Raw genomic sequence first — 25412 nt, forward strand, 5'->3', positions numbered from 1 at the left:
TTTTTGAGGAGGGGCATGGGATGAAATTACAAGTAGGCGAAAAAATCACCTTTGAACGAACGTTTACAAAAGAAGATGTTGCGTTATTTACGGAAGTATCGAAAGATGAAGGTGTTCATCATGTTACACCAGATGAGCAGGGGAGATTTGTTGTACAAGGGCTTTTAACATCAACACTACCTACAAAAATTGGCGGTGATTATAACGTACTAGCTCGCAAGATAGATTTTGAATTTTTACGTCCTGTGTTTAGTGGTGACACAATTCGTTGTGACGTAACCATTGAACAATTTGAACCCGATGAAAAAAATCGTACAAATATTACTGCGATGTTTATATGTAGGAATAAACTTGAAAAGGAAGTTATGAAGGGGAGTTTTTCTGGGATTATTCTTTAGTTAGTAGAAAAAGTAATGAATAGGTGGGGGCCACGTCACTCGGGCTTAGGTTTTTAATTCCACCATAACGAAAATGATATGCATTGCTGTATATTGATAATATACTCTGTTCATTTTTAACTTGAATAAGCTCGTCAACAAAAAGGACATTCCTAGTATTACAAGAAGTGTCCTTTCCACTAAATTATAGGATATTTTGCTAACATTCAAACTCTAAAATTAGTTTACTGGTTTGACCTGTAAATTGATAATTATAGGATCCTTTTAGATTTTCTAAGTTACCGGTAGCTTTAATAATTGTTCCTGGGGAATCTAAATTTTCTTTATCAAATATTTCTTGCTCTATAGCTGTAAATGTCCCTTGTTGCCCCTTATAAATTCCTTCAAAGTGTAAAAATCCAGAAATTTTAGAAGTAGCTAAGTGACCATCATTTATATTTGAGTCTAAATAATATAAGAAGTATTCAATAAAAGCTTTTCCTTTTAATTCACCATCAATATCATATTCGACATGTGCAATATTAATAGGGAAATCTTTTTTAGTATCATCGATTGGTTTTTCATCCCATTTACTTACTGTAAATGTTACTTCCATACATGTAAATCCCCCTTTATCATTTGAAAAGTACTAATTCACAGTCATATCTTATAGGGGTGTTTTTATTTATTTGAGCCCTGTCATATCGTTATCTTATCTCAGAATCACCTGCGCCTCCTCATGAAGGACTTACTGTCGCCAGGATATCTCCTGCTTGTAACCTCTTTGGTTTTATTAACATGTTAACTCCGCTGCTACATAATGTAATGGACTACGATTATACAAACTGTATCATTGAAAAACATGATGTATGAAATTAGTTTCTTCATCATTAATCCGTTTACCTGCTGGGATTCAAGAATTCAGTCTTAGTGTTGAATATAGGAATAATCAATTTACATTTGAAAATTACAGTATGCAACATTGCATGAGGAAAACGGTTGTTATTTTTATGACTTGTAACTATAATGATTACAGGTTGGTCGATACCAATCAAACAAATACAATCATCATGAATGGAGATGTTACATATGGGTATGAAAAAAATAATTTTAGCAGGTGCTTTAGGTATCGCAGCATTATCAGGAACAAATGTACCAGGGTTAGAACTAACAAAAGCGAGTGCCGCTTCTATTGAATCGAATTTCTCGACGTTAGAAGGACGAGTAGTAGAAGTAGATAACGGTGTAATTGTCGTAAAATCTAAGCAATATGAGGAGCCTGTTAGTGTATACATGGATACTTTCTCAAATGTGAAAGTAGGAGATGAGGTTAAAGCTACTGGATCTATGATGCGTAATTTTACAGAATATATGGTTGCAACTGCAATTGAAAATACAACAAACAAGTTAGGCATGCACAAGAAAGAAGATGGCTCTCCTGATTATGTGATTGGGGAAGTATCAAAAGTAGGAACGATGGAAGATGAGGGAGACGGTGCTACTAAATATGTCGTAGTGGAGTATCCATCGCTAAACGGGAAGAAAGTGATTATTGATGTTTTCTTAACAAAGGGACAAGTATTTAATGTGGGTGAGAAAGTAAAAATTGATATGAAGTATGTAGGCTGGGGCGGTATTTCTATTAACTGGAACACAGTTGATCATATTGAAAAAGTTCATGAAGCAAAGACGAACGCTGAAAATAATGATGATGTATGGATTTGGTCTTAATAAGGCGAGTATAGGTCGTTATTTGCAATTTTCTCTAAACAATACATGTAAAAACTAAATGTATCATGCAGTACCCATCTAATTCTCATTGCGTATGACAATTAGATGGGTACTTTTTTATTTGAAATTTGTGCAAGTCAATGTTTAGCATTTCTTTTTAAGAGTAAATTACGGTTGAAATCAAAACTTTATTTGCAGTACATAATAAATAATGTTGATTTTTTATCTTATATTAAAATAAAAACAAACCACTGTTCGATTTGAATATTCCACGATATAATGGTGAGAGTTTATGGCAGAATAAATATTTACATAAGAAGTGAGGTACTGTATGAAAAAAAGAACGACAGACATTATTTTTATTATTATTGGTGCATTTCTTTTTGCGTTAGGTGTCAATTTGTTTGTTATCCCGAACGAGTTTGGTGAGGGTGGGGTAACAGGTATCACGATTATTACGTACTATTTATTTGAATGGTCACCGGGCTTAGTTAACTTAATTTTAAATGCAATTTTGTTAATAGCCGGTTATAAATTTTTAAATAAGATAACAACAATTTATACGATTATCGCTGTAGTTACGAACTCGCTATTCCTTCATTTGACAGAAGGATGGACGATTGCTTCGGATGAAATGCTCGTAAATGCCATTTTCGGGGGAATATTTATTGGATGCGGGATTGGTCTTATCATTCGCGTTGGCGGAACAACTGCAGGTACTACCATCTTAGCAAGGATGACGCATAAGTATTTAGGATGGAGCATTAGCTACGGTCTACTGTTCTTCGATTTAATCGTTGCGTTTTCATCTTATTTCATCATTGGTGCAGAAAAACTGATGATAACAATTATTATGCTATATGTAGCAACGAAAGTGATGGAGTTTGTAATTGAAGGTTTAAATCCGAAGAAAGCCATTACGATTATTTCTGATAACCCGAATGAAATTGCCGGGAAGGTAACTACGTTAATGGGCAGAGGGGTTACCGTGTATTCAGGTCATGGCTATTACACGAAAACTCCGAAGGAAATTCTTTATGTTGTTATCAATAAGCAAGAAGTAGTGAAGCTAAAGAGGATTGTTCAAACTACAGATCCGGCTGCATTCATCGCTATACATGATGTTCGTGACGTATTTGGAGAAGGATTCGTTGATATTTCTAAAGCTTAGAACTTATTTTTTATTAAAATAATCTTAATACTAAAACGTAAGAATCTATTTTGAATCATCTTTTTTCAAAATAGATTCTTTTTCTTTTTCTTGCAAAAAATTCAATTGTTTCTTAAGGTAAGGATGTAGAAGGATGAACAAGAGAGGGTTTAATGAAGATGATACATATTTTATTAGCTGATGATGATAAGCATATTAGAGAGTTGTTGCATTACCATTTGCAAAAAGAGGGGTTTAAAGTTTTTGAAGCAGAAGATGGAAAGGTAGCGCAAGACGTTTTAGAGAAGGAAAATATTCATCTTGCGATCGTAGACATTATGATGCCGTTCGTTGATGGCTATACGTTATGTGAAGAAATCCGGAAGTATCATGATATACCGGTTATTTTATTAACTGCGAAAGACCAGTTAGTGGATAAAGAAAAAGGATTCATTTCTGGTACAGATGATTATATCGTAAAACCATTTGAACCAGCTGAAGTGATTTTCCGTATGAAAGCTTTATTACGCCGTTATCAAATGCTGAGTGCAGATATTATTACGTTGTACGGAACGACAATTGATCGAAAAGGTGTAGAAGTAAAGTGTAACGGTCAAACAATTTTGCTTCCTTTAAAGGAATTTGAGTTATTATCACAATTAGCTAGTTATCCTGGAAGAACATTTTCAAGAGAAGAATTAATTGAATTAGTATGGGGAATGGGTTTTGAAGGAGATGAACGAACAGTTGATGTTCATGTGAAAAGGCTCCGAGATCGTTTCTCAAAACGAACGGATGATTTTCAAATTACGACAGTGCGCGGCCTCGGGTATAAGTTGGAGTTGAAATAAGATGAAATCACTATATTCTAGATTTGTATTTATGACGGTCGGCATTATGCTACTTAGTAGTATTATCGGCTTTTTATTAACGAACGTATATTATCAAGTGAAGTTAAAACCGTATAATAGTGAAAAGATTTTAAAGTATGCGGAAGAAGTTAAATCGTTATATGAAAAGCAAAGTGAAGAAAATCAAGAGACGTATTTGCATTCTATTGCAAAGTTAGGGTATGAAATTTATATTGTCGATGATCAAAAGAATGGGAAGCGTATTGGTAATGCGTTTCGTAAGACGTCTATTAGCGATGCTACTGTTCATAAAGTATTGCAAGGAGAAACGTTTAATGGTGTTTCTACGTATCCAACGCGTCTTTTTATTACAGGATTTTTCGATAATGAATTAATAAATAGTGTTGGTGTACCGGTAAAGCACGGTGATAAACAGTACGCGTTATTTATTCGTCCTGACATTCAGAACCAATTTGGCGAGATGCGAATTTTCTTAGCGGTATTACTTGGGTTTATCGTACTATTAAGTATTATCTTTATAGCGATTGCAGCAGGTTATATCGTTCGCCCAATCCGTAAATTTACGAAGGCTACGCAAAAAATTGCGAGTGGGGAATATGAAATTGAATTAGATGTAAAACGAAAAGATGAAATAGGAACGTTATCTACAAGCTTCCAAAAGATGACGAAGAGTATTAAAGAACTAGATGAAATGAGACAAGAATTCGTTTCGAACGTTTCACATGAATTTCAGTCGCCACTTTCTTCCATACAAGGTTTTTCAAAAACGTTGCAAACAGAAAAGATGAGTGAGGAAGAAAGAAATCATTACTTACAAATTATTGAGGGTGAAAGTAAGCGAATGTCTAGTTTATGTAAACAGTTACTTACGCTCGCTTCATTAGATAAAGAGGAAAAGGTTCTACAAATAAGAGAATTCAATCTACAGAAGCAAATTAAAGACGTCATTTTTATGCTTGAGTGGAAATGGCGGGAAAAAGATATTGCCGTTGAATTTGATGTGCCAGATATCACTATAAAAGGTGATGAAAACTTACTTCATCAAGTATGGAGTAACATTTTCACCAATAGCATTAAGTTTTCAAACGATGGTGGGACGATTGAGTTTTTCGTCGAAGAGTTAGAGTCTAGTGTCATTATCTCTATATCTGATAACGGAATTGGTATGGAAAAAGAAGAGATGGACCGTATATTTGATCGTTTTTACAAAGTAGATACGGCAAGAGCGAGAAACGTAGAAGGTAGTGGTTTAGGATTATCGATTGTGCAGAAGATTGTGGAACTGCATAACGGAGACGTTTCAGTGTATAGTACGAAAGGGGAAGGGACTACTGTTCGGGTGGAGCTTCCGAAATAGATGGAAGAGGCTGTTTGGAAACGGCCTCTTCTTTTTTTGGGCGCTAGTATACGTGTAAAGTGAAAGAATGGGAGTCATTTTAATTACATAATTGGACCGATTTGTGGCATAAGATTAGCAGGAAGTTTATTTAAAAATGTAGAATCTCTACAGAGTTATAAGGATTGTATTAAAACTTGAACCGTGTAGGGAGGAAATTAATTTGAAACGAACTGACTTGTTATTAAACGCACTAGATTCAACATTCGATAAAGAGAGTTGGTATGCACCGTTTAAACATGCTATAGAAGGACTTACAACAGGCTATGTGGAAACCATCTGGTGAGGAAACGAATACCATTTGGGAGAACGTTAATCATCTCATTTATTACAAAGAGAGGCTTGCTGCAAACTTGGAAGGTCATGGATGGGCACATAACCTTGACGGTAATGACACTTTTTATCTTACTAAGCAATCTAATGATGACACGGAATGGAAGGAAGTCGTTGAACGTTCTGAAAATGCTCAGCGTAATTTAAGACAGGTATTGAGCGTGATTTCTGAAAAAGAGCTTGAACAAAATTCACTTGAAGAGAAATTACTGGACATCATGCTTCATGATGCTTATCATACAGGCCAAATTATTCATTTAAGGAAAATGCAGGGGGCATGGCCAGCAAAGCGTTAACGGAACGTATTAGTTATTCCATTAAAGGGTGCTATTTTGCATCAAAAAGTAAACAAGCATAACTTCGTTCGAAATTTCGAATAGGGTTATGCTTGTTTGAGCTTTGTAACAGAAAGAAAATATTTTCTTTCTGTTACAAAGCAGTACCTTTCACCTGTTCTTCCTTAAACCGAAGCTCAAAAGTATCCGCCGTAATTTCATCAGCTTTCGGCAAAGCCCGTAATTTTGGATGAAGCAGCCATACGGGGGAGATGAATAAAATCCCGATGCTAGCGAGCGCAAAAATGATTTGGCTACTATATACATTCGCAGTGTATCCGCCAATTAAAGAGCCAAGCGGCATAGCAATTGTGCCCATACTCCGTGTGACTGAATTGATACGCCCAAGATATTGGTTTGGAATTACAATTTGACCAATAGTCGCAAATAATATGTTGGTCGCACCAATTGGTATCCAAGCTAAGCCGAATAAAAAAATAGATAACCATTGAAACGGTACAACCGTAGAGAGAAACCAAAAGAAAGCACCAGTGGCAAAGCTAATAATGGAGACACGGCCAACATTATATTTACCAATCCATGAACTGAATAGTGCTCCAATTAAACAACCGGCGGATATAGCGGCTAAAAAGAAACCATATAATTTCACACCGCCTAAAGAATCAGCGAAAGAAGGGAGTATTGCCATCGTCATACCAATTGAAAAATTAGCAACAACGGAACCGATTAAGAAGACGCCCATCAATGAACGAAAAACGATTGAAAAGCCTTCTTTTAAATCAGAGAAATATTGCTTAGTTGAAAGTGGTGTGTCTGCTTCAGTTTGTTTTGGCATTTTTAATGAAAAGAACAACAGGGCGGTAATCGCAAATGTAAAAGAGTCGATCACATATAAAGTGATTGCGCCAAATAGTGCTACTAATATGCCAGAAAGAGTCGTACAAATTAAATCAATGCCTTGATATGCAAATGAGAAGAGTGAATTTCCTTTTAATAATTGTGTTTTATGCAGTAGAAGTGGTAAAGCTTTTGATTGTGCGGGATAGGCGAATTGTTCAATAAAGGCTACGATTGGCATGATGATGAGTAGTAGTTGGACTGTTAATAGGTCGAAGTAGTGTGTAATAGGAATGATTAAAATAAGAATGCATTGCAAAACTTGTGTGATGACGAGGGTGTTTTTTATTGACCATCTATCAACGAATGGACCGGTAAGAAATTGAAGTGCAGAAGGTAATAGTGTAAGGAAACCAGCCAATCCAGAATAAAAAGGATTACCACTCAGTTTATATACGAGCCACATCGCCGCTACATAATACAAGCTATCTCCTATGTTTGTAAAAATTCTCCCTAAAAATAATAAGAGGAAATTCCGGTTTTTTAATATGTCCATTTAATCTACTCCTTTATAATAAAGTGAAACTTTAATCAGTGGGGTTTTGTTCATCCCACTGATTATTAGTTGAACCAATAGGGCGTTTATGGGCAGTTGACCTCCCACCTAACTTCTGTGCTCCAGCTGAATTTTGAGGTGAGAGTCTTACTGCCCGTTAATGCGGGATAAATTTATTCGGTAAAATAAATTTGACCGTTTGTATAAAAAAAATCGTATTACGATTTTTCTTCTTTTTTCACAAATCGCTGCATTGCTCGTTCTTCGATTTGTAGGGCAGTAGTAGAAATGTAGTAAGATTTACTATTTGGATCTTTATCCGCGTCTTTTGTGATCTCGTTTAATTCACCCATCAATTCATAAAACTTTTTCACCCACACTTGAAATTGTTCTGGCGTGGCATCAAACTCCCAGCAAGATGAAACGTAATTCCACTCAGCTGGATCTTCGCTTTCTTTTCGTAATGTAAAGGCTCCTTCTGGTGCAGCGAGAATATGGCTTTTCGTTCTTTCCGTCATTTGTAAAAAGATTTGGCGACCTGATTCGCTTAATATTTCTAAATGAGGTAATAGTTCTGAGGCAGGGGTGAAGCCTTTCGCGACAGATTGATAAAACTTTTGAACGATGCCATTTTTCTCTTCTGTATAAACGATTTCTATAAAACCGTTCTTTTCTAATTCTTTTAAATGATAATGAATTTTCGCCCTTGAAATGCCGAATTTCTCAGATAGTAATTGTCCTGTATAAGGACGTTCGCATAGACGCATCATCATTTCGACACGTAGTGGATCGCTCATTGCTTTTAGTTGGCTATAAGTAGTTAGTGTGAACATGGGCTTCAAAATGATCAACTCCTTAAATGAAATTACTCGGTCAAGATTATTTGACTGAATTGTATCAAGGATTTCAATTATTTTCAATACTTTCTGAAAATTAAATCTTATCCTCTGTAATCTTCTGTTCATATTCCGTTCATAATTCTTTTTTATGATAAGTGCATAGAAAGAAAGAGGAAGGAGCGAGCGAAATGTTTTTAGCTCTGCGTGAATTAAAACAATCAAAATTAAGATATGGATTAATCGGACTTATTATGGTGTTATTATCATTTTTAGTTCTTGTTATTTCAGGATTGGCAAATGGACTATCATATGATAATGCTTCATCGATTCAAAATATGGAGGCAAATAAGTTCGTTTTAGCAGATGATGCGGAAAATAAATTACTCCGTTCACAAATTAAGAAAGACGATGTAGATAACGTAGTAAATCAAGTAGGCGAGAAAGAGGCTGTTCCGTTTCGTGTGAAAGTTTCAACATATGAAAAGAAAGATAGTTCGAAAAAGGTTGATATCGCTATTTTCTCAAGCGAACGCGATACATTTTTAGAGCCGAACATTGTAAAAGGTAAGAAATTAGGTACAGCAAATAACGAAATGGTTGCTGACGAATCGATTAAAGAGAAGGGAATCGATATTGGAGATACAATTATCGATCCTGTTTCAAAAAAAGAATTTAAAATCGTTGGATTTACGAAAGACCAAATGTTTAGCCATACACCAGTCGTTTATGTAAATGAAGACGTATGGGGTGCTATTTCACAACCAAACCAAAAAGATTATAGTGCAATTGCGCTGAATACAGATAAAGAAATTAAAAATGCTCACGTTATTGATAAAAAAGAAGTACTACAAAGTATTCCAGGGTTTAAAGAAGAGCAAGGAACGTTAACGATGATCATTGCATTCTTACTTGTAATCGCTGCGTTATTAATCGGTGTATTCTTCTACGTCATTACATTGCAAAAAACACAGCAATTAGGCGTATTAAAAGCGATTGGTACAAAGGACTCGTATTTAGCAAATAGCTTAGTCGTGCAGGCGTTATTCTTATCAGTCGTTGCGATGATAATTAGCATCGTTCTTGTACAAGGGTTAGAGAAAATTTTACCAGCAGGTATGCCGTTCTTATTAACAGCACCGATGATTACACAATATGCAGCAATCTTTATCGTCATTAGTATTTTAGGAACACTTATTTCATTATATCAAGTATTAAAAGTTGATGCGCTAGAAGCAATTGGAGGCGGGATGTAATGACTTCATTATTAAAATTAGACAAAGTAAGTAAAGTGTACGGAGAAGGGAATACGGAAGTAATAGCCCTTCATCCGATATCGCTTGATGTGAAAGCTGGAGAATTTATCGGAATCGTCGGTCCTTCTGGATCGGGGAAAAGTACGTTATTATCAATCGCGGGAGCTTTATTATCACCGTCAAAAGGGGATATTTACATTCGTGAGCAAAATATTACGAAGCTATCAGAAAAGGAAATGACAGACATTCGTTTGAAAAAAATCGGCTTCATTTTCCAGTTCGCAAATCTTGTTCCATATTTAAATGTAAAAGAACAATTGCTTTACATTGCAAAGCTAAAAAAAGAAAACAAACGAGAATCGGAAAAGCGTGCGGATCATTTATTAGCAGCATTTGGATTAGGGGAAAGAAAAAATCATTATCCAAATCAACTGTCTGGCGGAGAAAAACAAAGGGTAGCAATCGCTCGCGCGTTTATGAACAATCCGGATTTAATATTAGCGGATGAACCAACGGCTAGCTTAGATTCAAAACGTGCACGTGAAGTTGTAGAAATGATGAAACGTGAAGTGAAAGAGAGCCAAAAAGCAGCCATTATGATTACGCACGATGAAAGAATGCTTGATGTATGTGATCGTATATTGACGCTAAGAGATGGACAGTTAATATAAAAAAGGAAAACCGTACATGTATGTGCGGGTTTCCTTTTTTTTTAATGGATTTATTTAGAGAATAACGTTTTAATTTTATTACGAGTAAGTAATAAAACACCGCCTAATACAGATAGCATTCCTAGAGCCATATTGTTTGATTGCTCGCTACCAGCGTTAGGAAGTTCTTTAGCGTTATTGTTTTTAGTACCATTATCTGCTTGCGTTTGTTTAGACTGTGATACTTCATTAATCTTGTTATCAACATTTTGCTTCGTTGTATGTATCTCAGCTAATTTGTCATCAATTTTTTTCTCAGTGTGTTTAAAGTCGTTGATTTTAATATCTAAGTCTTGTTTTTTCTTTGATAAATCGTCTGAAACAGTTTGTTTTGATTGTTTAATTTCGTTAATTTTATTGATTAAATCTTGTCTAGCTTCTTGTAATGCAGCTAGTTTGTTTTTCACATCTTGTTTAGCTAGTTCTAAGTTAGCGGAAAGACTGTCTAAATTGCCTTTAATTTTCTTAAGTTCCTCTAACGTGTTACCAGTATTCGGCTTGTTTTCTTTTAACTCAGCAAGTTTGTCCTCAGCAGTTTGTTTCGCTTTCTTTAACTCAGCTAATTTTTCATCTACTTGTTTTTTTACTTCCTTAAGTTCATTAACCTTTTGATCGATGTTCTCTTTATGTTGCTTCATTTCATTCACTTTTTCATCGACAGTTTGTTTATGTTCTTTAATCTCATTAACCTTATTATCGATATTTTGCTTATGTTCTTTTACTTCAGCAACTTTATCTTCTACTTGTTTTTTATGCTCTTTTATTTCAGCGATTTTATCTTCGGCGATTTGTTTGTCCTGCTGAAGTTTTGCATCTAGCTCTTCTTTACGTTGTTTAATTTCGTTAATTTTTTCATCAGCAATTTGTTTACGCTCATGTAGTTCATTAACCTTCGTATCAACATTTTCCTTAACTTGGTTAAGTTCATTCAACTTTTGATCCACGTTTTCTTTGTGTTGCTGCAATTTCGCATCTAACTCTTGTTTATGTTGCTTAATTTCAGCTAATCGATCTCCCGTACTTTGCTGAGGAGTAGCATCAGTTACTTCCGCATGAGCAGAGTTTGCGCCAGCAATCATTGCTAAAGCTAGTGTAGACGCAGCGATTGTTTGTTTTGTTTTCATATTTTTGTACCTCTTTTCTTTCATATGCATGAGCTGTTTTGTGTAAAATTGAGCATATAGAAGTAGATTATCTTATCATTATATACCATGTACGATGTCTAGAGGAAGTATTTGCATAATAATCTATCATTATGGAATTCTTATAGTCTCTTATTTTGGAGTAGGGGACAAAACTTTAGCTAGATGAACAATTTCTTTTATAGTAGAGTTTACATCCTTACTATTACGAATAACGAACAAATAATCAGCCTCGTTTTCTATCGGATCGACCACATCTTCATGTTGCGATTCAGCCCGTTGTCGATCGAGTACTTCTTTGAAATTAGAATAACCACCTCTAAAAATATTCGTACTTCGTGTGCTTCGAGCTACTCTTTCGTAAAGGACATCATCTGGAATATCAAAATGAACGAGTATGCGTACATATTCATTCTGTGGAAATAATTCGTTTAGTAAATATAACCTTCCATTTTTACTGCGATTGGAGTTACTAATAATAAGGTGTAAATTTGAATGTTCTTTCGCATAATCAACAATGAATTTTGAAAGACCGTGCTTAAATGTATTAGGGCCTTTAGCCGGCTGTAATTTTTCGTAATGCGTGTTAATAAATTCAGCTTGATTATCTTGATCCATAACGAAAGAGTGGGGTAACTCTTTTTCTAATGCTCTTGCAAATGTAGTTTTTCCACTGTGTGTTTTTCTAACTGTAATGATGACTAATCTTTTCATGACGCCCTCCATTTGTATTGTTATGAACTGGAATATTCGGTGTAGATCGAAATCTTCCTGCTAGAGATTACACAAATTATTGGAGCGTTAGTAGGTTGAAAACTTGACAAAAAAACTTATTTATGCTATAATTTACCAATATAAAAATAAGGTGTATAATAGGGTTCTCCTGGCCAGGGGAACCCTATTTTTGTTGTGAAAATGAAGGAGAGTGTATGTGCGTGAAAAAAGGTGAAGCAAGTGTAACGTCGTTAGTATCAGCTTTTAGCAGGGCGTATCATAGTGAATTTGATAATCCTAAAATCTTTGATGATTATGTAGCTAAAGATTTCATTTTACAAAAAGAATGTAACGATATTGAAACGAACATGGTTCAAGGAATACATTTTTTCAATACAGACATTGCAGAGCAATTTCAAGACAATCCGAAAGAAATATTAAAATGGATTACGCAAGTTCAGTTATCACCAACACCTTTAGCACGTGCCGCATATTGTGAAAGAGTATTACTACATGAAATTACATTAGGAGCGAAACAATACGTCATACTCGGTGCAGGCTTAGATACGTTCAGTTTTAGACACCGAGAATTAGAAAATAAAATAGAAATATTTGAAGTGGATCATCCTTCTACGCAGGCGTTTAAGAAGGAAAGAATAAAAGAAGTAGAACTTGAAGTTCCAAATAACCTTCATTTTGTTTCAATGGATTTTACGAAAGGATTTTCCTATGAACATTTACGCAATGAAGGATTTGAACATAAAAAGACTTTCTTTAGCCTTTTAGGTGTTACGTACTATTTAACGAAAAAGGAGCTTGCTTGTTTAATAGAGTGTTTATTCGAGATAGTTCCAGTAGGGAGTTCTATCGTTTTCGATTATCCGGATGAAAACTTATTTACGGAAAAGGGACTGTCCAATCGAGTTGAAAATATGGTAAAAATGGCTGCGGTAGGCGGAGAACCGATGAAATCATGTTTTTCTTACGCCGAAATGGAAGCACTGTTAGAGAAGGCGGGCTTACTCATTTATGAACATTTATCGCCAGAAGACATAAATAAATTATATTTTGAAGGACGAAACGATTATTTGAAAGCTTTTGAGACAGTGCATTATGTGCATGCGGTGAAAAGGTAGGAAATTAGTAGGCATGGGGAGGAATCTCTGTGTCTTTTTTTATAAAAAAGGAAATGAGCTGTAGTGGTGGAAAATATAATTATAAATATATATAAATTAATGTTTTGTAGAAACTAAAGGAAAGGGGAAATAGAAGATGTTGAAATTACGAGGAAAATACAATGAAGCAAAAGTATATACTACGAATGTAGAAGAAACGGCAGCAGGTCAAATTATTGATCTTTGTAACCAAGAATTCGTAAAGGATAGCAAGATTCGTATTATGCCAGATACACATGCGGGTGCAGGTTGCACGATTGGGACAACAATGACAATTCAAGATAAGATTGTTCCTAATTTAGTCGGGGTTAACTAATCGGCTCAGACTTTAAACTACTCACTCAATTGACTGGGAACCCTAACGATAAAAGGCGAGGGCAATCAGCAGCCAGTGGTTATGGTGACATAATCGAATGGTTCAGAGACTTGTACCATGTTAGCAGACTAAGGTACAGAATTATTCCTCATCCATTTTGAGTTGAAGAGGAATAATTAATACGGTGAGCCTACAGTAGAGACTGCATATCTCGATGACTGTAGAGAAGGTATAGTCCACACTTTCAGGAAACTGGGAGGTAAGTACGATATTGGTTGTGGCATGGAGGTTGTTATAATTAATAAGAAAAAAGAGGAAATCAACTTCGATTACTTAGACGAAACGATACGTAAATTTGTCCCAAGTGGTTTTCGTATTCGAGATAAGGAACATAGATTTTCAAAAATGATTGATTTTGATAGTGTAAGAGCCCCGTTTACATTGCAACGTGCTCAAAAAAGTATTGGTACACTTGGCGGGGGGAATCATTTTGTCGAACTGAATGAGGATGATGAAGGAAATGTATACATTGTTATTCATAGTGGTTCGCGTAATTTAGGGAAACAAGTAGCAGAGTATTATCAAAACTTTGCTTACGAGCAACTTATAAACGTTAAATCTATTAAAGAAGAAATGATTGAGCGTTTAACGAAAGAAGGCAGACAACAAGAAATACATGAAGCTTTACGTGAAATTAAGAAACCGGTGATTCGTAAAGAATTAGCTTATTTAGAAGGACAAGGATTTAAAGATTACATGAATGATATGAAAATTGCACAAAAATATGCGGAGTTAAATCGTAAAGCAATGATTGATGAAATCGTCACTACAATGGATTGGAAAGTAACAGATCAATTCACTACAATCCATAACTACATCGATATGGACAATATGATTCTAAGAAAAGGTGCTATTTCAGCTCAGAAAGATGAACGAGTAATCATTCCAATCAATATGAGAGATGGTTCAATCATTGCATTTGGTAAAGGAAATCCAGATTGGAACTTTTCTGGCCCTCATGGAGCAGGGCGTATTATGAGCCGTAAGAAGGCGAAAGAAGTACTTAACTTAGAGGATTTTCAAAATACAATGACAGAGGTTTGGACTACATCTGTTGCAGAAAGTACTTTAGATGAAGCACCAATGGTATATAAGCCAATGGATGAAATTATTGAGAATACAAAAGAAACAATTGATATTAAACATATTATTAAGCCACTTTATAATTTTAAGGCTAATTAAAAGAGGAGTAACGTTTATTAAAGAAAAAGAACTTGAAAAGATAGCATATTTTGTGGCGGTTATATAACAGAGATTAAAAAGACAACATATTAAACTAAGAGATTCATCATATTCATTTACATTTATGTAATGTTAAAGACTAGAAAGCTAGATTGGCGCGAATTGCTAATTGTGGAGTGTGAAAAAAGACAAAACCTCTTAAAAAACACTTAATTTTTCATTCCATCAATCTTTACAATCTCCTCCTATAATGTGAATTGGACAAGCACCTAAGACAGAGCAGAACATGTCAGTTTGTACATTCTATTATTAGGGGGAGAATTTGTATGAAAAAGACAGTTGCTTCGTTAGCAGTTATGGCGGCATTATTACCGACTTTTTCAGTGCATGCGGAAGGGAAAGAGAAAGTTCGAAAATCAGCTACAACTTTTAATGTTATTAGTGACATTCAAGGTGATTTAGGAGATTTTGATCACGTATTAAAAGATATGAATAAAGTAACGCCACTTTCTAGAGCGCTTATTATGAATGGGGATATAACGCCGACTGGACAACAGTCACAATATGATGATGTAATGCGTGTGTTAAATAAAAATAAGCATCCAGAAAATATATGGTCTACTGTTGGGAATCATGAGTTTTATGCTGGTAAATGGACAGCAGATGGGAAACTCTCTCAAAGTACATGGCCAAATGGTGTAACTGAGGAAACTTTATTTAACCGCTATCTGAAATTTAGTGGACAAGAAAAGGTATATCATAAAAAAGAATTAGATGGTTATCCGCTTCTATTTTTAGGAACTGAAAAATATATGAAATACCACGATTCAAAAATGTGGGATGAAGTATATATGAGTGATGAGCAATTAGGTTGGTTAAAACAAAATTTAGAAGAGTACAGTCAAAAAGCTAAAAATAAGCCAATCTTCATTTTCTCTCATCACGTTTTACCTGATACAGTATCGGGATCAAGACAATCACCATATTTACAAGATTATTTAAACGTGGATAAATTGTACGATATATTAAAAGACTATCCGCAAGTTGTTTTCTTCACGAGCCATACGCATTGGGATTTAAACTTACCTGACTGGGCTGGTAAAAAGAAAATTAAAGGTGGAGATGAAAAAGGTTTCACTGTTGTAAATACGGGCGGTATTGAAACAGGCTGGATGTCAGCAGGGCCAAATGGAGGAGAGAAAACTGCTCCAGATGGCTATTCATTTAAACAAGGGTTACAAGTGAAAGCATATGGTAACGATGTAATTGTGACAGCTTACGATTACAAACGTGATAAGGATATAAAGAAGTTATTAATTAGTGATTCAAAAATTGCGCAGATGGCACCAAATGTAACGGCAGATGATAGTGAAAATATAATTGTCGGTGCAACTGAATATATGGAGTATTCTATAGAAGGAACGAATGAGTGGCATACGTATAGTAAAGCAAACCCTCCGAAATTTGATGGGGATAAAGTCGTATACGTACGCCATAAAGGTGAAATGAATTTAGAGCCGGGATTAACACAGTTACTTCGTTTTTCGGTAAATAAGTGATTGGAGGGAGTCTGCATTTGAATGTGTAGGCTCTTTTTTTGTTGATGAGAAAGGGGTTGCCTGTCTGTCGTTTTTTGTCGATAGATCGATATATTAAGAAAATCGTTGATATATTGCAAGTTACGATAGATATATTTGAAAAATCGTTGATATATTGTAAGGAATGAACGATATATTTAAAAAATCGTTGATATAAATTTCATGTACCGTAATTAAGTTAAAATCATTAATACGGTTTTACTTATCAAAACGAAATTCTAATACATTTTTAACCCAGAAAGATGACTTCACCATTTTTACGTGTAATAATAGTAACGTTACATATATTGTGAAAGAAGTACAAAAGGAGCGTTACAATGAATTTAGCTAAATTCCCGAGAAAAAAATATACAGAATCATATACACCAATTGAAAAGTTAAACAACTTTTCTGAAGCACTTGGTGGCCCGACTATTTATTTTAAACGAGATGATTTACTTGGTTTAACAGCTGGTGGCAATAAGACGAGAAAATTAGAATTTTTAGTTGCAGATGCACAGGAAAAGGGTGCAGATACGTTAATTACAGCTGGTGGTATTCAGTCAAATCATTGCCGCCTGACACTGGCAGCTGCGGTAAAAGAAAAAATGAAATGTATTCTTGTATTAGAGGAAGGGCTTGAGACAGAAGAGGAGAGAGACTTTAACGGGAACTATTTCTTATATCACTTATTAGGTGCTGAAAATGTAATTGTTGTACCGAACGGAGCAGATCTTATGGAAGAAATGCATAAAGTAGCACAAGAAGTAAGTGAAAAAGGTAATACACCATATGTAATTCCAGTTGGTGGATCAAATCCTACGGGCGCAATGGGATACGTTGCTTGTGCGCAAGAAATTATGGCGCAATCATTTGAGCAAGGAATTGATTTCAGTTCAGTTGTTTGTGTAAGTGGTAGCGGCGGTATGCATGCTGGTTTAATTACTGGTTTTTCTGGAACACAAAGCCATATTCCTGTAATCGGGATTAACGTAAGTAGAGGAAAAGCTGAGCAAGAAGAGAAAGTAGCAAAACTTGTAGATGAAACTTCAGCACACGTTGGTATTCCAAACTTTATCTCGCGCGACGCTGTTACGTGCTTTGATGAATATGTAGGGCCCGGCTATGCGTTACCAACGCCGGAAATGGTAGAGGCAGTTCAGTTACTTGCGAAAACAGAAGGTATTTTACTTGATCCAGTGTATACAGGTAAGGCGGTAGCGGGATTAATCGACTTAATTAGAAAAGATAAATTTAATAAGGAAGACAATATTTTATTCGTACATTCAGGTGGTTCACCAGCTTTATATGCGAATACTTCTTTATTTGTGTAAGTGTAAAAAGCATTGGGTATCCAATGCTTTTTTTGTTATATACTGGAATTATCGAGAGGTAGGAGGATGATATGAATTCAAATTTAAAATGGATTATATATACGGTACTCGGCATTTCTATTCTATTAATCTTATTTGTGGCTTATGGGGTGTATTCTTATTTTACATTTTAAAAGCGTAATGGAAGTGAACCATAATGTAATGTATGTTATAGTTTGATATGTTAATTACTTACAATACTTTCTACAAGGAGAATACATAATGAGAGCAAAGAAACTAGTAACGTTAGCAGTTCCATTTATGCTGTTAGTCGGATGCGAGGTAGGAGATAAAGATTCTACTCATAAGACTGAGCAAACTAGTAAAGTAATAACGAAAACAGTAATTTCTGAACAACAGTATCCGTACTACATATGTGAGCAAGTGGTAGAGTTCCAATTTAAGAAGGATGAACTATTACTAAACTTAGGAGAATCCTTAAAGGGCAAAGAAAAAGCAAAAGCAAAAGCTGTTTTAAAAACATCAAACGAGATAGATAAAATTTTAGACAATATGGAACACATAAAAGTACCTGATACATACAAAGACATTCACAAATCCATACAAGAAGGGGTAACAGAGGCAAGAAAAGCAACGAAGTTAATTAAGGATGCTGGTAAAGAAGATAAACAGAAGATTCAAGAAGCTACAATGAAAGGTACTGAATTTTTATCAGGTGTAGACGGAGAGCATTGGAAAAAAGCAATTTATGAGTTATCACAGGAAAACAAAGATGCTTATAGTAAGGCACTTGATAAGAAAGTAAAGGAGCACTCAAAGTAAAACAGTAACTTGTAACAATACATATCTACATAAAATTTCCGCGAATGCTATGCTAGGAAGTTAGGTGGGAGATTACTGTCCTTAAATGTGGCTGATTAAAGCTACAGCCACATTCTCCTGTTCTAATTAACTAAAAGAAGAACTTCCCCATCCCGATTAGACTACTAATCATTCCTATTCCACTCATGGTGCCTTTTCCTGCTGTAAGTAAGTTTCCAAGCATTCCTAGCTGACCGTTACCTCCGTTATTTCCCCATCCCATTGGGCCCCACGGACCACCCCATCCTGGAGGATTTCCAAAAACACCCGAGTTATTGGTATTGAAATGAAAAGGCTTGGCTGGCGGCGATAGTAAAGCTGCAAGATGACCTTGTGCGAACATCCCTGTATGACTGAATGGTTGCGCCCAGGGGAAGGGAGGTTTTTGAAAATTAAAACCTGCATGACTTGGTAATGGAGTCCAATTAGCAGGCTGACCTTGGGGCATTATCCCTGCATAATTAATTGGCTGCCCCCAAGAGAAGAGAGGGGGGTGGGGATTGAACCCCGTATAATTGGCTGATGAATCCCAACTAACTGGATAGACTCGGTAACTCCAATTCTCAGGAATCTTCAAATCATTCATTACCTCAGATGTAGTTATTTCGGGCTGTGAATATAATGAAATTTGGTTATTATATTGTTGCCCATTTCCCTTTGAATTCAAATACCAATATTGGTCCATACGCTTATTCTCCTCACTTTAAAAATGTAATGTTAGACTTAGCCTATGTAATATTCCTTTTTATGGATGGTTACATAACTAGATCTACAAGCCTGTATTTAAAGGAATGGGTGCGTGGTCTTTTTGATTTTTCTCGCTCCCTGTAAAATTCTCATTGATTTAAAGCTTCACTTTATTTTAGAAGGGGATTTTCAGTTGCTTATTTTGTGTATTTCAGCCTAATTTAAATTCCGTTAACAAACATTTTTATAAAGGTTTAATCAACAAAAAGATTTTAAAATGGTATGTTGAGCAAGTGGAATTGCTAAAAAGAGAATATCCATTCGAAGAGTTTGGCAAAATACTGCAAGGGTAATATTTTCTTGTGCAAATATGTAAACGATTTAAACGAATCAATGAAATTTATAATGAAGGGGCAATTAAATATATGAGTGAAACATTACATAAAAGAAAACCACCATATGTAATGCTTGTAATCCTTTTTATTGGGGCATTTGTTTCATTTCTAAATAACTCCCTTTTAAATGTAGCCTTGCCATCAATAATGAAAGATTTAAACATTCAAGATTATTCAACGATCCAGTGGCTTTCTACAGGGTATATGCTTGTAAGTGGTATATTAATTCCGGCCTCAGCATTTTTAATAACGCGTTTCTCCAATAGGAGCCTATTTATTACATCTATGGTGATTTTTATTCTTGGTACTGCCTTAGCGGCTGTAGCACCTAACTTTGGTTTATTACTTACTGGTCGGATGGTTCAAGCGGCAGGCTCTTCAGTTATGGGACCTTTGTTAATGAATATTATGCTAGTAAGCTTTCCAAGAGAAAAAAGGGGAACAGCAATGGGGATTTTTGGACTAGTTATGATTACAGCTCCAGCAATTGGGCCGACACTATCAGGTTATATTGTAGAGTATTATGACTGGCGTTTGCTTTTTGAAATGATTTTACCGTTAGCAATCATTAGCTTACTGTTAGGGATTTGGAAATCGGAGAATGTCATGAGACAAAATGAAAATGCAAAACTTGATTATATCTCATTACTATTATCTTCTGTCGGTTTTGGCGGTTTGTTATATGGATTCAGTTCTGCAAGCTCCGATGGTTGGACGAATAAAGTTGTCTTAACAGCCTTAATCATAGGCGCTATTGCCCTAATTGCTTTCATTATTCGACAATTAAAAATGGATGAGCCGTTATTGGATTTACGTGTTTACAAGTACCCAATGTTTGCGCTTGCGTCTGTAATTGCAATTGTCAACGCAGTGGCCATGTTTTCGGGGATGATTTTAACACCAGCTTATGTACAAAACGTCCGCGGTATTTCACCGCTGAGCTCTGGGCTGATGATGCTTCCAGGTGCGGTAATAATGGGGGTTATGTCACCAATTACAGGTAAACTATTTGATAAATATGGCCCTCGGATTCTTGGTATAGTAGGACTTTCCATTACAGCTGTTTCAACTTATATGCTGGCAAACCTGCAAATCGATTCTAGTCACACACATATTATTCTTATTTACACATTGCGGATGTTTGGGATGGCGATGGTGATGATGCCACTTATGACAAATGGCCTCAATCAATTGCCAACGCGCTTAAATCCGCACGGTACAGCTGTTAATAATACAGCTCAACAAGTGTCCGGTTCGATTGGTACTGCTATTCTTGTTACAATTATGAATTCTGTAACAAAAACAAAAGCTGAAAGTCTAATGGCTGATGTAGATCCAACAACCTTCACAGAGGCTACGAAGGCAATGTTAACTCAGAAGGCTTTATTATCCGGAATTCAATATTCATTCTATGTAGCGCTTGGCATGAATGTTGTTGCACTACTATTAGTTTTTTTCGTTAAACGTGTAGATACAAGTGCGGAAGCTGTCGAGAAGTTAAATCGATAGAGAAGAATAAAACGCTAGATAATGATTCCTACAAGTTTTTTTGCTGCTAAGGCGCCGATATTTAAAGCTGGAAAAGAGCTGAAAGAAGCAGTGAAATAATTATATAGTGAAAGAGGACCTGATGTTCATATCAGGTCCTCTTTCATTAGTAACACAGTATACTTGCTTATCATATTGGTTTAACTAGACTACTGATTACAATCTTAAGCTCGTCAACTTTTCTATTTTGGGGTGTTTTATAAGAAAATGAATCAAAATAATCGTTTTTATAAACAAATAAAAGAGATGAGATCCGTTTGCAATTTCTCATAAACATTATAATTTTAGATTATCTTTTAACACCAACATTAAAAGGCTCTAATTATATTTATTCGCTTCATTTTAATTTAGTATTTTTCTACAAGTTATAAATCTAATTGCCAAGCTTATACTCAATATCATAATCATGAATAGTTAGGGAAAAGATAAAATAAGGTAATCAATTACATATCTGTATCCCAGGCAATTAGTTGCTATTTCCTCTTTATTAAATGGGATATGCTATCCCGCATTAACGGGCAGTAAGACCCCCACCTCAAAATTTAGCGGAAGCAAAGAAGTTAGGTGGGGGACCAACTGCCCGTAAAAGCCCGATTGGTTCAACTAATAATCAGTGGGGGATGAACAAAACCCCCACTGATTAAAGTTTCACTTTATTTCATGCTTTTTTGAAAGGGTGTTTTAAATGGAAAAAAAAGTATCTGCCATTCCCCAGCCGAAAACATATGGACCGCTGGGTAATCTCCCATTAATCAATAAAGATAAACCGACTCTATCGTTTATTAAGCTGGCGGAAGAGTATGGTCCCATTTTTCGAATTCAAACTTTAAGTGATGCCATAATTGTCGTTTCTGGACATGAACTGGTAGCAGAAGTTTGTGACGAAACGCGGTTCGATAAAAGCATAGAGGGTGCTTTAGCGAAAGTTCGTGCTTTTGCTGGAGACGGATTATTTACTAGCGAGACTCACGAGCCTAACTGGAAAAAAGCTCATAATATTTTGATGCCTACATTTAGCCAACGGGCAATGAAAGATTACCATGCCATGATGGTCGATCTTGCTGTACAACTCGTTCAAAAATGGGCACGGCTTAACCCGAATGAAAACGTAGATGTTCCGGAGGATATGACTCGCCTTACATTAGATACAATTGGTCTATGTGGTTTTAATTACCGATTTAATAGCTTTTATCGTGAGACCCCTCATCCTTTTATCACTAGTATGAGCCGTGCTCTAGATGAGGCAATGCACCAATTGCAGCGGCTGGATATAGAAGACAAACTCATGTGGAGAACGAAACGTCAATTTCAGCATGATATCCAATCTATGTTTTCTTTAGTAGATAATATTATTGCTGAACGTAAAAGTAGTGGAAATCAGGAAGAAAATGATTTACTTTCCCGTATGTTAAATGTTCAGGATCCGGAAACTGGTGAAAAATTAGATGATGAAAACATTCGTTTCCAAATTATCACTTTTTTAATAGCTGGGCATGAGACAACAAGTGGATTGTTATCGTTTGCAATTTACTTTTTATTAAAGAATCCGGATAAGTTGAAAAAAGCCTATAAAGAAGTAGACCGTGTTTTGACAGATCCCACTCCAACATACCAACAAGTTATGAAACTGAAGTATATACGGATGATTTTAAATGAATCGCTACGTCTATGGCCTACCGCTCCAGCATTCAGTCTCTATGCAAAAGAAGATACAGTGATTGGCGGGAAATACCCAATTAAGAAAGGAGAAGATCGTATTTCTGTTCTTATTCCACAGCTACATAGGGATAAAGATGCATGGGGAGACAATGTGGAAGAATTCCAACCTGAACGATTTGAAGAGCTGGATAAGGTTCCTCATCATGCTTATAAGCCATTTGGAAATGGCCAGAGAGCATGTATCGGTATGCAATTTGCACTTCATGAAGCCACTCTTGTAATGGGAATGCTTCTTCAACATTTTGAATTAATCGATTATCAAAACTATCAGCTGGACGTAAAACAAACATTAACGCTAAAGCCCGGTGATTTTAAGATTAGGATTCTACCCCGAAAACAAACTATAAGCCATCCTACTGCTCTTGCACCTACAGAGGACAAGCTGAAAAGCCATGAAATTAAGCAGCACGTCCAGAAGACACCTTCTATTATTGGGGCCGATAATCTTTCACTTCTTGTTCTGTACGGCTCGGATACAGGGGTAGCAGAAGGTATTGCAAGAGAATTAGCGGATACAGCTAGTTTAGAAGGAGTTCAAACGGAAGTGGTAGCTCTTAACGATCGAATTGGAAGTTTGCCAAAAGAAGGAGCGGTACTTATTGTGACTTCTTCTTATAATGGAAAACCGCCAAGTAATGCAGGGCAGTTTGTGCAATGGTTGGAGGAACTAAAACCGGATGAGCTAAAAGGGGTTCAATACGCAGTTTTTGGTTGTGGAGATCATAATTGGGCTAGTACCTATCAACGGATTCCAAGATATATTGATGAGCAGATGGCTCAAAAAGGAGCAACAAGATTTTCTAAACGCGGAGAAGCAGATGCAAGTGGTGATTTCGAGGAACAGCTCGAGCAATGGAAACAAAGCATGTGGTCTGATGCGATGAAGGCATTTGGATTGGAGCTCAACAAAAATATGGAAAAAGAGCGCAGTACGTTGAGTCTGCAATTTGTCAGTCGTCTTGGAGGATCTCCTCTTGCACGAACATATGAAGCAGTTTATGCGTCTATACTAGAAAATCGTGAACTCCAATCATCCAGCAGTGATAGAAGTACACGACATATCGAGGTATCCTTGCCAGAAGGCGCTACATATAAAGAAGGAGACCACCTTGGAGTGCTGCCAGTTAATAGCGAGAAAAATATCAACCGAATTTTAAGACGCTTTGGATTAAATGGGAAGGATCAAGTTATACTGAGTGCAAGTGGACGAAGTATAAATCACATACCTTTAGACAGTCCTGTTAGTTTATTGGACCTTCTTAGTTATAGTGTCGAAGTTCAAGAAGCAGCCACTCGTGCACAAATACGAGAAATGGTAACATTCACAGCATGTCCTCCTCATAAAAAAGAATTGGAAGCATTGTTAGAAGAAGGAGTTTACCATGAACAAATATTAAAGAAACGGATTTCAATGTTGGACCTTCTTGAAAAGTATGAGGCTTGTGAAATCCGATTTGAACGCTTTTTAGAACTTCTTCCTGCGCTCAAACCGCGTTACTATTCTATTTCAAGCTCTCCACTCGTTGCACACAATCGTCTGAGCATTACGGTCGGTGTTGTTAATGCGCCTGCATGGAGTGGGGAAGGGACATATGAAGGAGTCGCTTCTAATTACTTAGCTCAGCGTCATAATAAAGATGAGATTATCTGTTTCATTCGAACGCCACAATCAAACTTTGAATTACCTAAAGATCCAGAAACACCAATTATTATGGTTGGGCCAGGTACTGGAATTGCACCATTCCGTGGATTCTTGCAAGCGCGTCGTGTTCAAAAGCAAAAAGGTATGAACTTAGGACAAGCGCATCTATATTTTGGTTGTCGTCATCCTGAAAAAGATTATCTTTATCGTACAGAACTAGAAAATGATGAAAGAGATGGATTAATCTCTTTACACACAGCTTTTTCTCGTCTAGAGGGACATCCAAAAACATATGTACAGCATTTAATAAAACAAGATAGAATCAATTTAATTTCGTTATTAGATAATGGAGCTCACCTTTATATATGTGGTGATGGAAGTAAAATGGCTCCGGATGTAGAAGATACCCTTTGTCAAGCATATCAAGAAATTCATGAAGTCAGTGAACAAGAAGCAAGAAATTGGTTGGATCGTGTGCAAGATGAAGGGCGATATGGAAAAGATGTTTGGGCTGGTATATGAATGTTTCTTAATTAGATACATATTAACTAATGAAATTCTTTCGAATAAATTTCAATTTATTAGTATAGTGTATTTAGATGAATAGTGATTAACCGGACTATTTAGTATCTACTAAATAAAAAACAGGACCTGATATGCATCTATCAGGTCCTGTTTCACATAGACATTATACATGGATATTTTCCACA

21 protein-coding genes and 1 pseudogene are annotated in these 25412 nt (G+C 35.9%); 16 read left to right on the forward strand and 6 right to left on the reverse strand.

Annotated elements, in window-relative coordinates; all coding sequences use genetic code 11:
- The first annotated feature begins 20 nt into the window (after positions 1-20).
- Positions 21-398, forward strand: coding sequence for a hotdog family protein (locus CGQ22_RS21085; RefSeq protein ID WP_089149254.1), 378 nt, complete (start codon positions 21-23; stop codon positions 396-398).
- A gap of 199 nt (positions 399-597) precedes the next feature.
- Here the strand turns inward: CGQ22_RS21085 and CGQ22_RS21090 are convergent, their stop codons facing one another.
- Positions 598-993: a DUF3224 domain-containing protein gene (locus tag CGQ22_RS21090; RefSeq protein WP_000454095.1), complete on the reverse strand. Its 396-nt coding sequence runs from the start codon at positions 991-993 to the stop codon at positions 598-600.
- 473 nt (positions 994-1466) lie between these two features.
- Here CGQ22_RS21090 and CGQ22_RS21095 point away from each other — a divergent pair, with 473 nt between their 5' ends.
- The 5 genes and pseudogenes from CGQ22_RS21095 to CGQ22_RS21120 all read left to right on the forward strand — a co-directional run bounded on the left by CGQ22_RS21095 (position 1467) and on the right by CGQ22_RS21120 (position 6155).
- Positions 1467-2108, forward strand: coding sequence for an ATP F0F1 synthase subunit alpha (locus tag CGQ22_RS21095; protein ID WP_074594140.1), 642 nt, complete (start codon positions 1467-1469; stop codon positions 2106-2108).
- 331 nt (positions 2109-2439) lie between these two features.
- A complete protein-coding gene (locus CGQ22_RS21100; RefSeq protein ID WP_000747488.1) occupies positions 2440-3279 on the forward strand; it encodes a YitT family protein in 840 nt (279 codons plus the stop codon).
- A 152-nt stretch (positions 3280-3431) separates the two neighbouring features.
- Complete coding sequence (locus CGQ22_RS21105) at positions 3432-4109, forward strand: response regulator transcription factor (protein ID WP_089149255.1); 678 nt, start codon at positions 3432-3434, stop codon at positions 4107-4109.
- Position 4110: 1 nt separating this feature from the next.
- Positions 4111-5487: a sensor histidine kinase gene (locus tag CGQ22_RS21110; RefSeq protein WP_089149256.1), complete on the forward strand. Its 1377-nt coding sequence runs from the start codon at positions 4111-4113 to the stop codon at positions 5485-5487.
- A gap of 202 nt (positions 5488-5689) precedes the next feature.
- A pseudogene (locus CGQ22_RS21120) lies at positions 5690-6155 on the forward strand (DinB family protein).
- A 133-nt stretch (positions 6156-6288) separates the two neighbouring features.
- Here CGQ22_RS21120 and CGQ22_RS21125 read toward each other — a convergent pair.
- Positions 6289-7548 (reverse strand): MFS transporter, encoded by a 1260-nt coding sequence (locus tag CGQ22_RS21125; protein WP_089149257.1) that lies wholly within the window; start codon positions 7546-7548, stop codon positions 6289-6291.
- Between the two features lie 218 nt (positions 7549-7766).
- Positions 7767-8390, reverse strand: a complete 624-nt coding sequence (locus tag CGQ22_RS21130; RefSeq protein ID WP_089149258.1) for an ArsR/SmtB family transcription factor — start codon at positions 8388-8390, stop codon at positions 7767-7769.
- A gap of 185 nt (positions 8391-8575) precedes the next feature.
- Here CGQ22_RS21130 and CGQ22_RS21135 point away from each other — a divergent pair, with 185 nt between their 5' ends.
- Together CGQ22_RS21135 and CGQ22_RS21140 are read left to right on the forward strand one after the other, a co-directional pair.
- Complete coding sequence (locus CGQ22_RS21135) at positions 8576-9640, forward strand: ABC transporter permease (protein ID WP_089149259.1); 1065 nt, start codon at positions 8576-8578, stop codon at positions 9638-9640.
- Positions 9640-10311 (forward strand): ABC transporter ATP-binding protein, encoded by a 672-nt coding sequence (locus CGQ22_RS21140; RefSeq protein ID WP_089149260.1) that lies wholly within the window; start codon positions 9640-9642, stop codon positions 10309-10311. The genes CGQ22_RS21135 and CGQ22_RS21140 overlap by 1 nt, the downstream gene beginning before the upstream one ends.
- Before the next feature lie 50 nt (positions 10312-10361).
- Here the strand turns inward: CGQ22_RS21140 and CGQ22_RS21145 are convergent, their stop codons facing one another.
- Together CGQ22_RS21145 and CGQ22_RS21150 are read right to left on the reverse strand one after the other, a co-directional pair.
- Positions 10362-11474 (reverse strand): LPXTG cell wall anchor domain-containing protein, encoded by a 1113-nt coding sequence (locus CGQ22_RS21145; RefSeq protein ID WP_089149261.1) that lies wholly within the window; start codon positions 11472-11474, stop codon positions 10362-10364.
- A gap of 150 nt (positions 11475-11624) precedes the next feature.
- Entirely contained in the window at positions 11625-12206 is a 582-nt protein-coding gene (locus CGQ22_RS21150) for an ATP-binding protein (RefSeq protein ID WP_089149262.1), read from the reverse strand.
- 215 nt (positions 12207-12421) lie between these two features.
- Here CGQ22_RS21150 and CGQ22_RS21155 point away from each other — a divergent pair, with 215 nt between their 5' ends.
- The 6 genes from CGQ22_RS21155 (at position 12422) to CGQ22_RS21185 (ending at position 18672) form a co-directional block, all read left to right on the forward strand.
- Positions 12422-13342, forward strand: a complete 921-nt coding sequence (locus CGQ22_RS21155) for a class I SAM-dependent methyltransferase (protein ID WP_081113975.1) — start codon at positions 12422-12424, stop codon at positions 13340-13342.
- Between the two features lie 136 nt (positions 13343-13478).
- A complete protein-coding gene (locus CGQ22_RS21160) occupies positions 13479-13697 on the forward strand; it encodes an RtcB family protein (protein WP_000916247.1) in 219 nt (72 codons plus the stop codon).
- A 282-nt stretch (positions 13698-13979) separates the two neighbouring features.
- The gene (locus CGQ22_RS21165; RefSeq protein ID WP_061884379.1) at positions 13980-14939 is read left to right on the forward strand and encodes an RtcB family protein; all 960 of its coding nucleotides are present in this window, start codon (positions 13980-13982) and stop codon (positions 14937-14939) included.
- 326 nt (positions 14940-15265) lie between these two features.
- Positions 15266-16498, forward strand: a complete 1233-nt coding sequence (locus CGQ22_RS21170) for a DUF4073 domain-containing protein (protein ID WP_089149263.1) — start codon at positions 15266-15268, stop codon at positions 16496-16498.
- Between the two features lie 356 nt (positions 16499-16854).
- A complete protein-coding gene (cuyA, locus tag CGQ22_RS21175; protein ID WP_089149264.1) occupies positions 16855-17850 on the forward strand; it encodes a D-cysteate sulfo-lyase in 996 nt (331 codons plus the stop codon).
- A 261-nt stretch (positions 17851-18111) separates the two neighbouring features.
- Entirely contained in the window at positions 18112-18672 is a 561-nt protein-coding gene (locus CGQ22_RS21185) for a hypothetical protein (protein WP_089149265.1), read from the forward strand.
- Positions 18673-18802: 130 nt separating this feature from the next.
- On the opposite strand, the gene CGQ22_RS21190 is transcribed toward CGQ22_RS21185, so the two are convergent.
- Entirely contained in the window at positions 18803-19396 is a 594-nt protein-coding gene (locus CGQ22_RS21190; protein ID WP_089149266.1) for a hypothetical protein, read from the reverse strand.
- Between the two features lie 427 nt (positions 19397-19823).
- Between CGQ22_RS21190 and CGQ22_RS21195 the strand changes: the two genes are divergently transcribed.
- Both CGQ22_RS21195 and cypD read left to right on the forward strand, forming a co-directional pair.
- Positions 19824-21302, forward strand: coding sequence for a DHA2 family efflux MFS transporter permease subunit (locus CGQ22_RS21195; RefSeq protein ID WP_000005139.1), 1479 nt, complete (start codon positions 19824-19826; stop codon positions 21300-21302).
- A gap of 724 nt (positions 21303-22026) precedes the next feature.
- Positions 22027-25224 (forward strand): bifunctional P-450/NADPH--P450 reductase, encoded by a 3198-nt coding sequence (gene cypD, locus CGQ22_RS21205; RefSeq protein WP_089149267.1) that lies wholly within the window; start codon positions 22027-22029, stop codon positions 25222-25224.
- Positions 25225-25412: the final 188 nt, after the last annotated feature.

The sequence above is a fragment of the Bacillus sp. M13(2017) genome (assembly GCF_002218325.1).
In the GTDB taxonomy this organism is placed as follows: domain Bacteria; phylum Bacillota; class Bacilli; order Bacillales; family Bacillaceae_G; genus Bacillus_A; species Bacillus_A thuringiensis_K.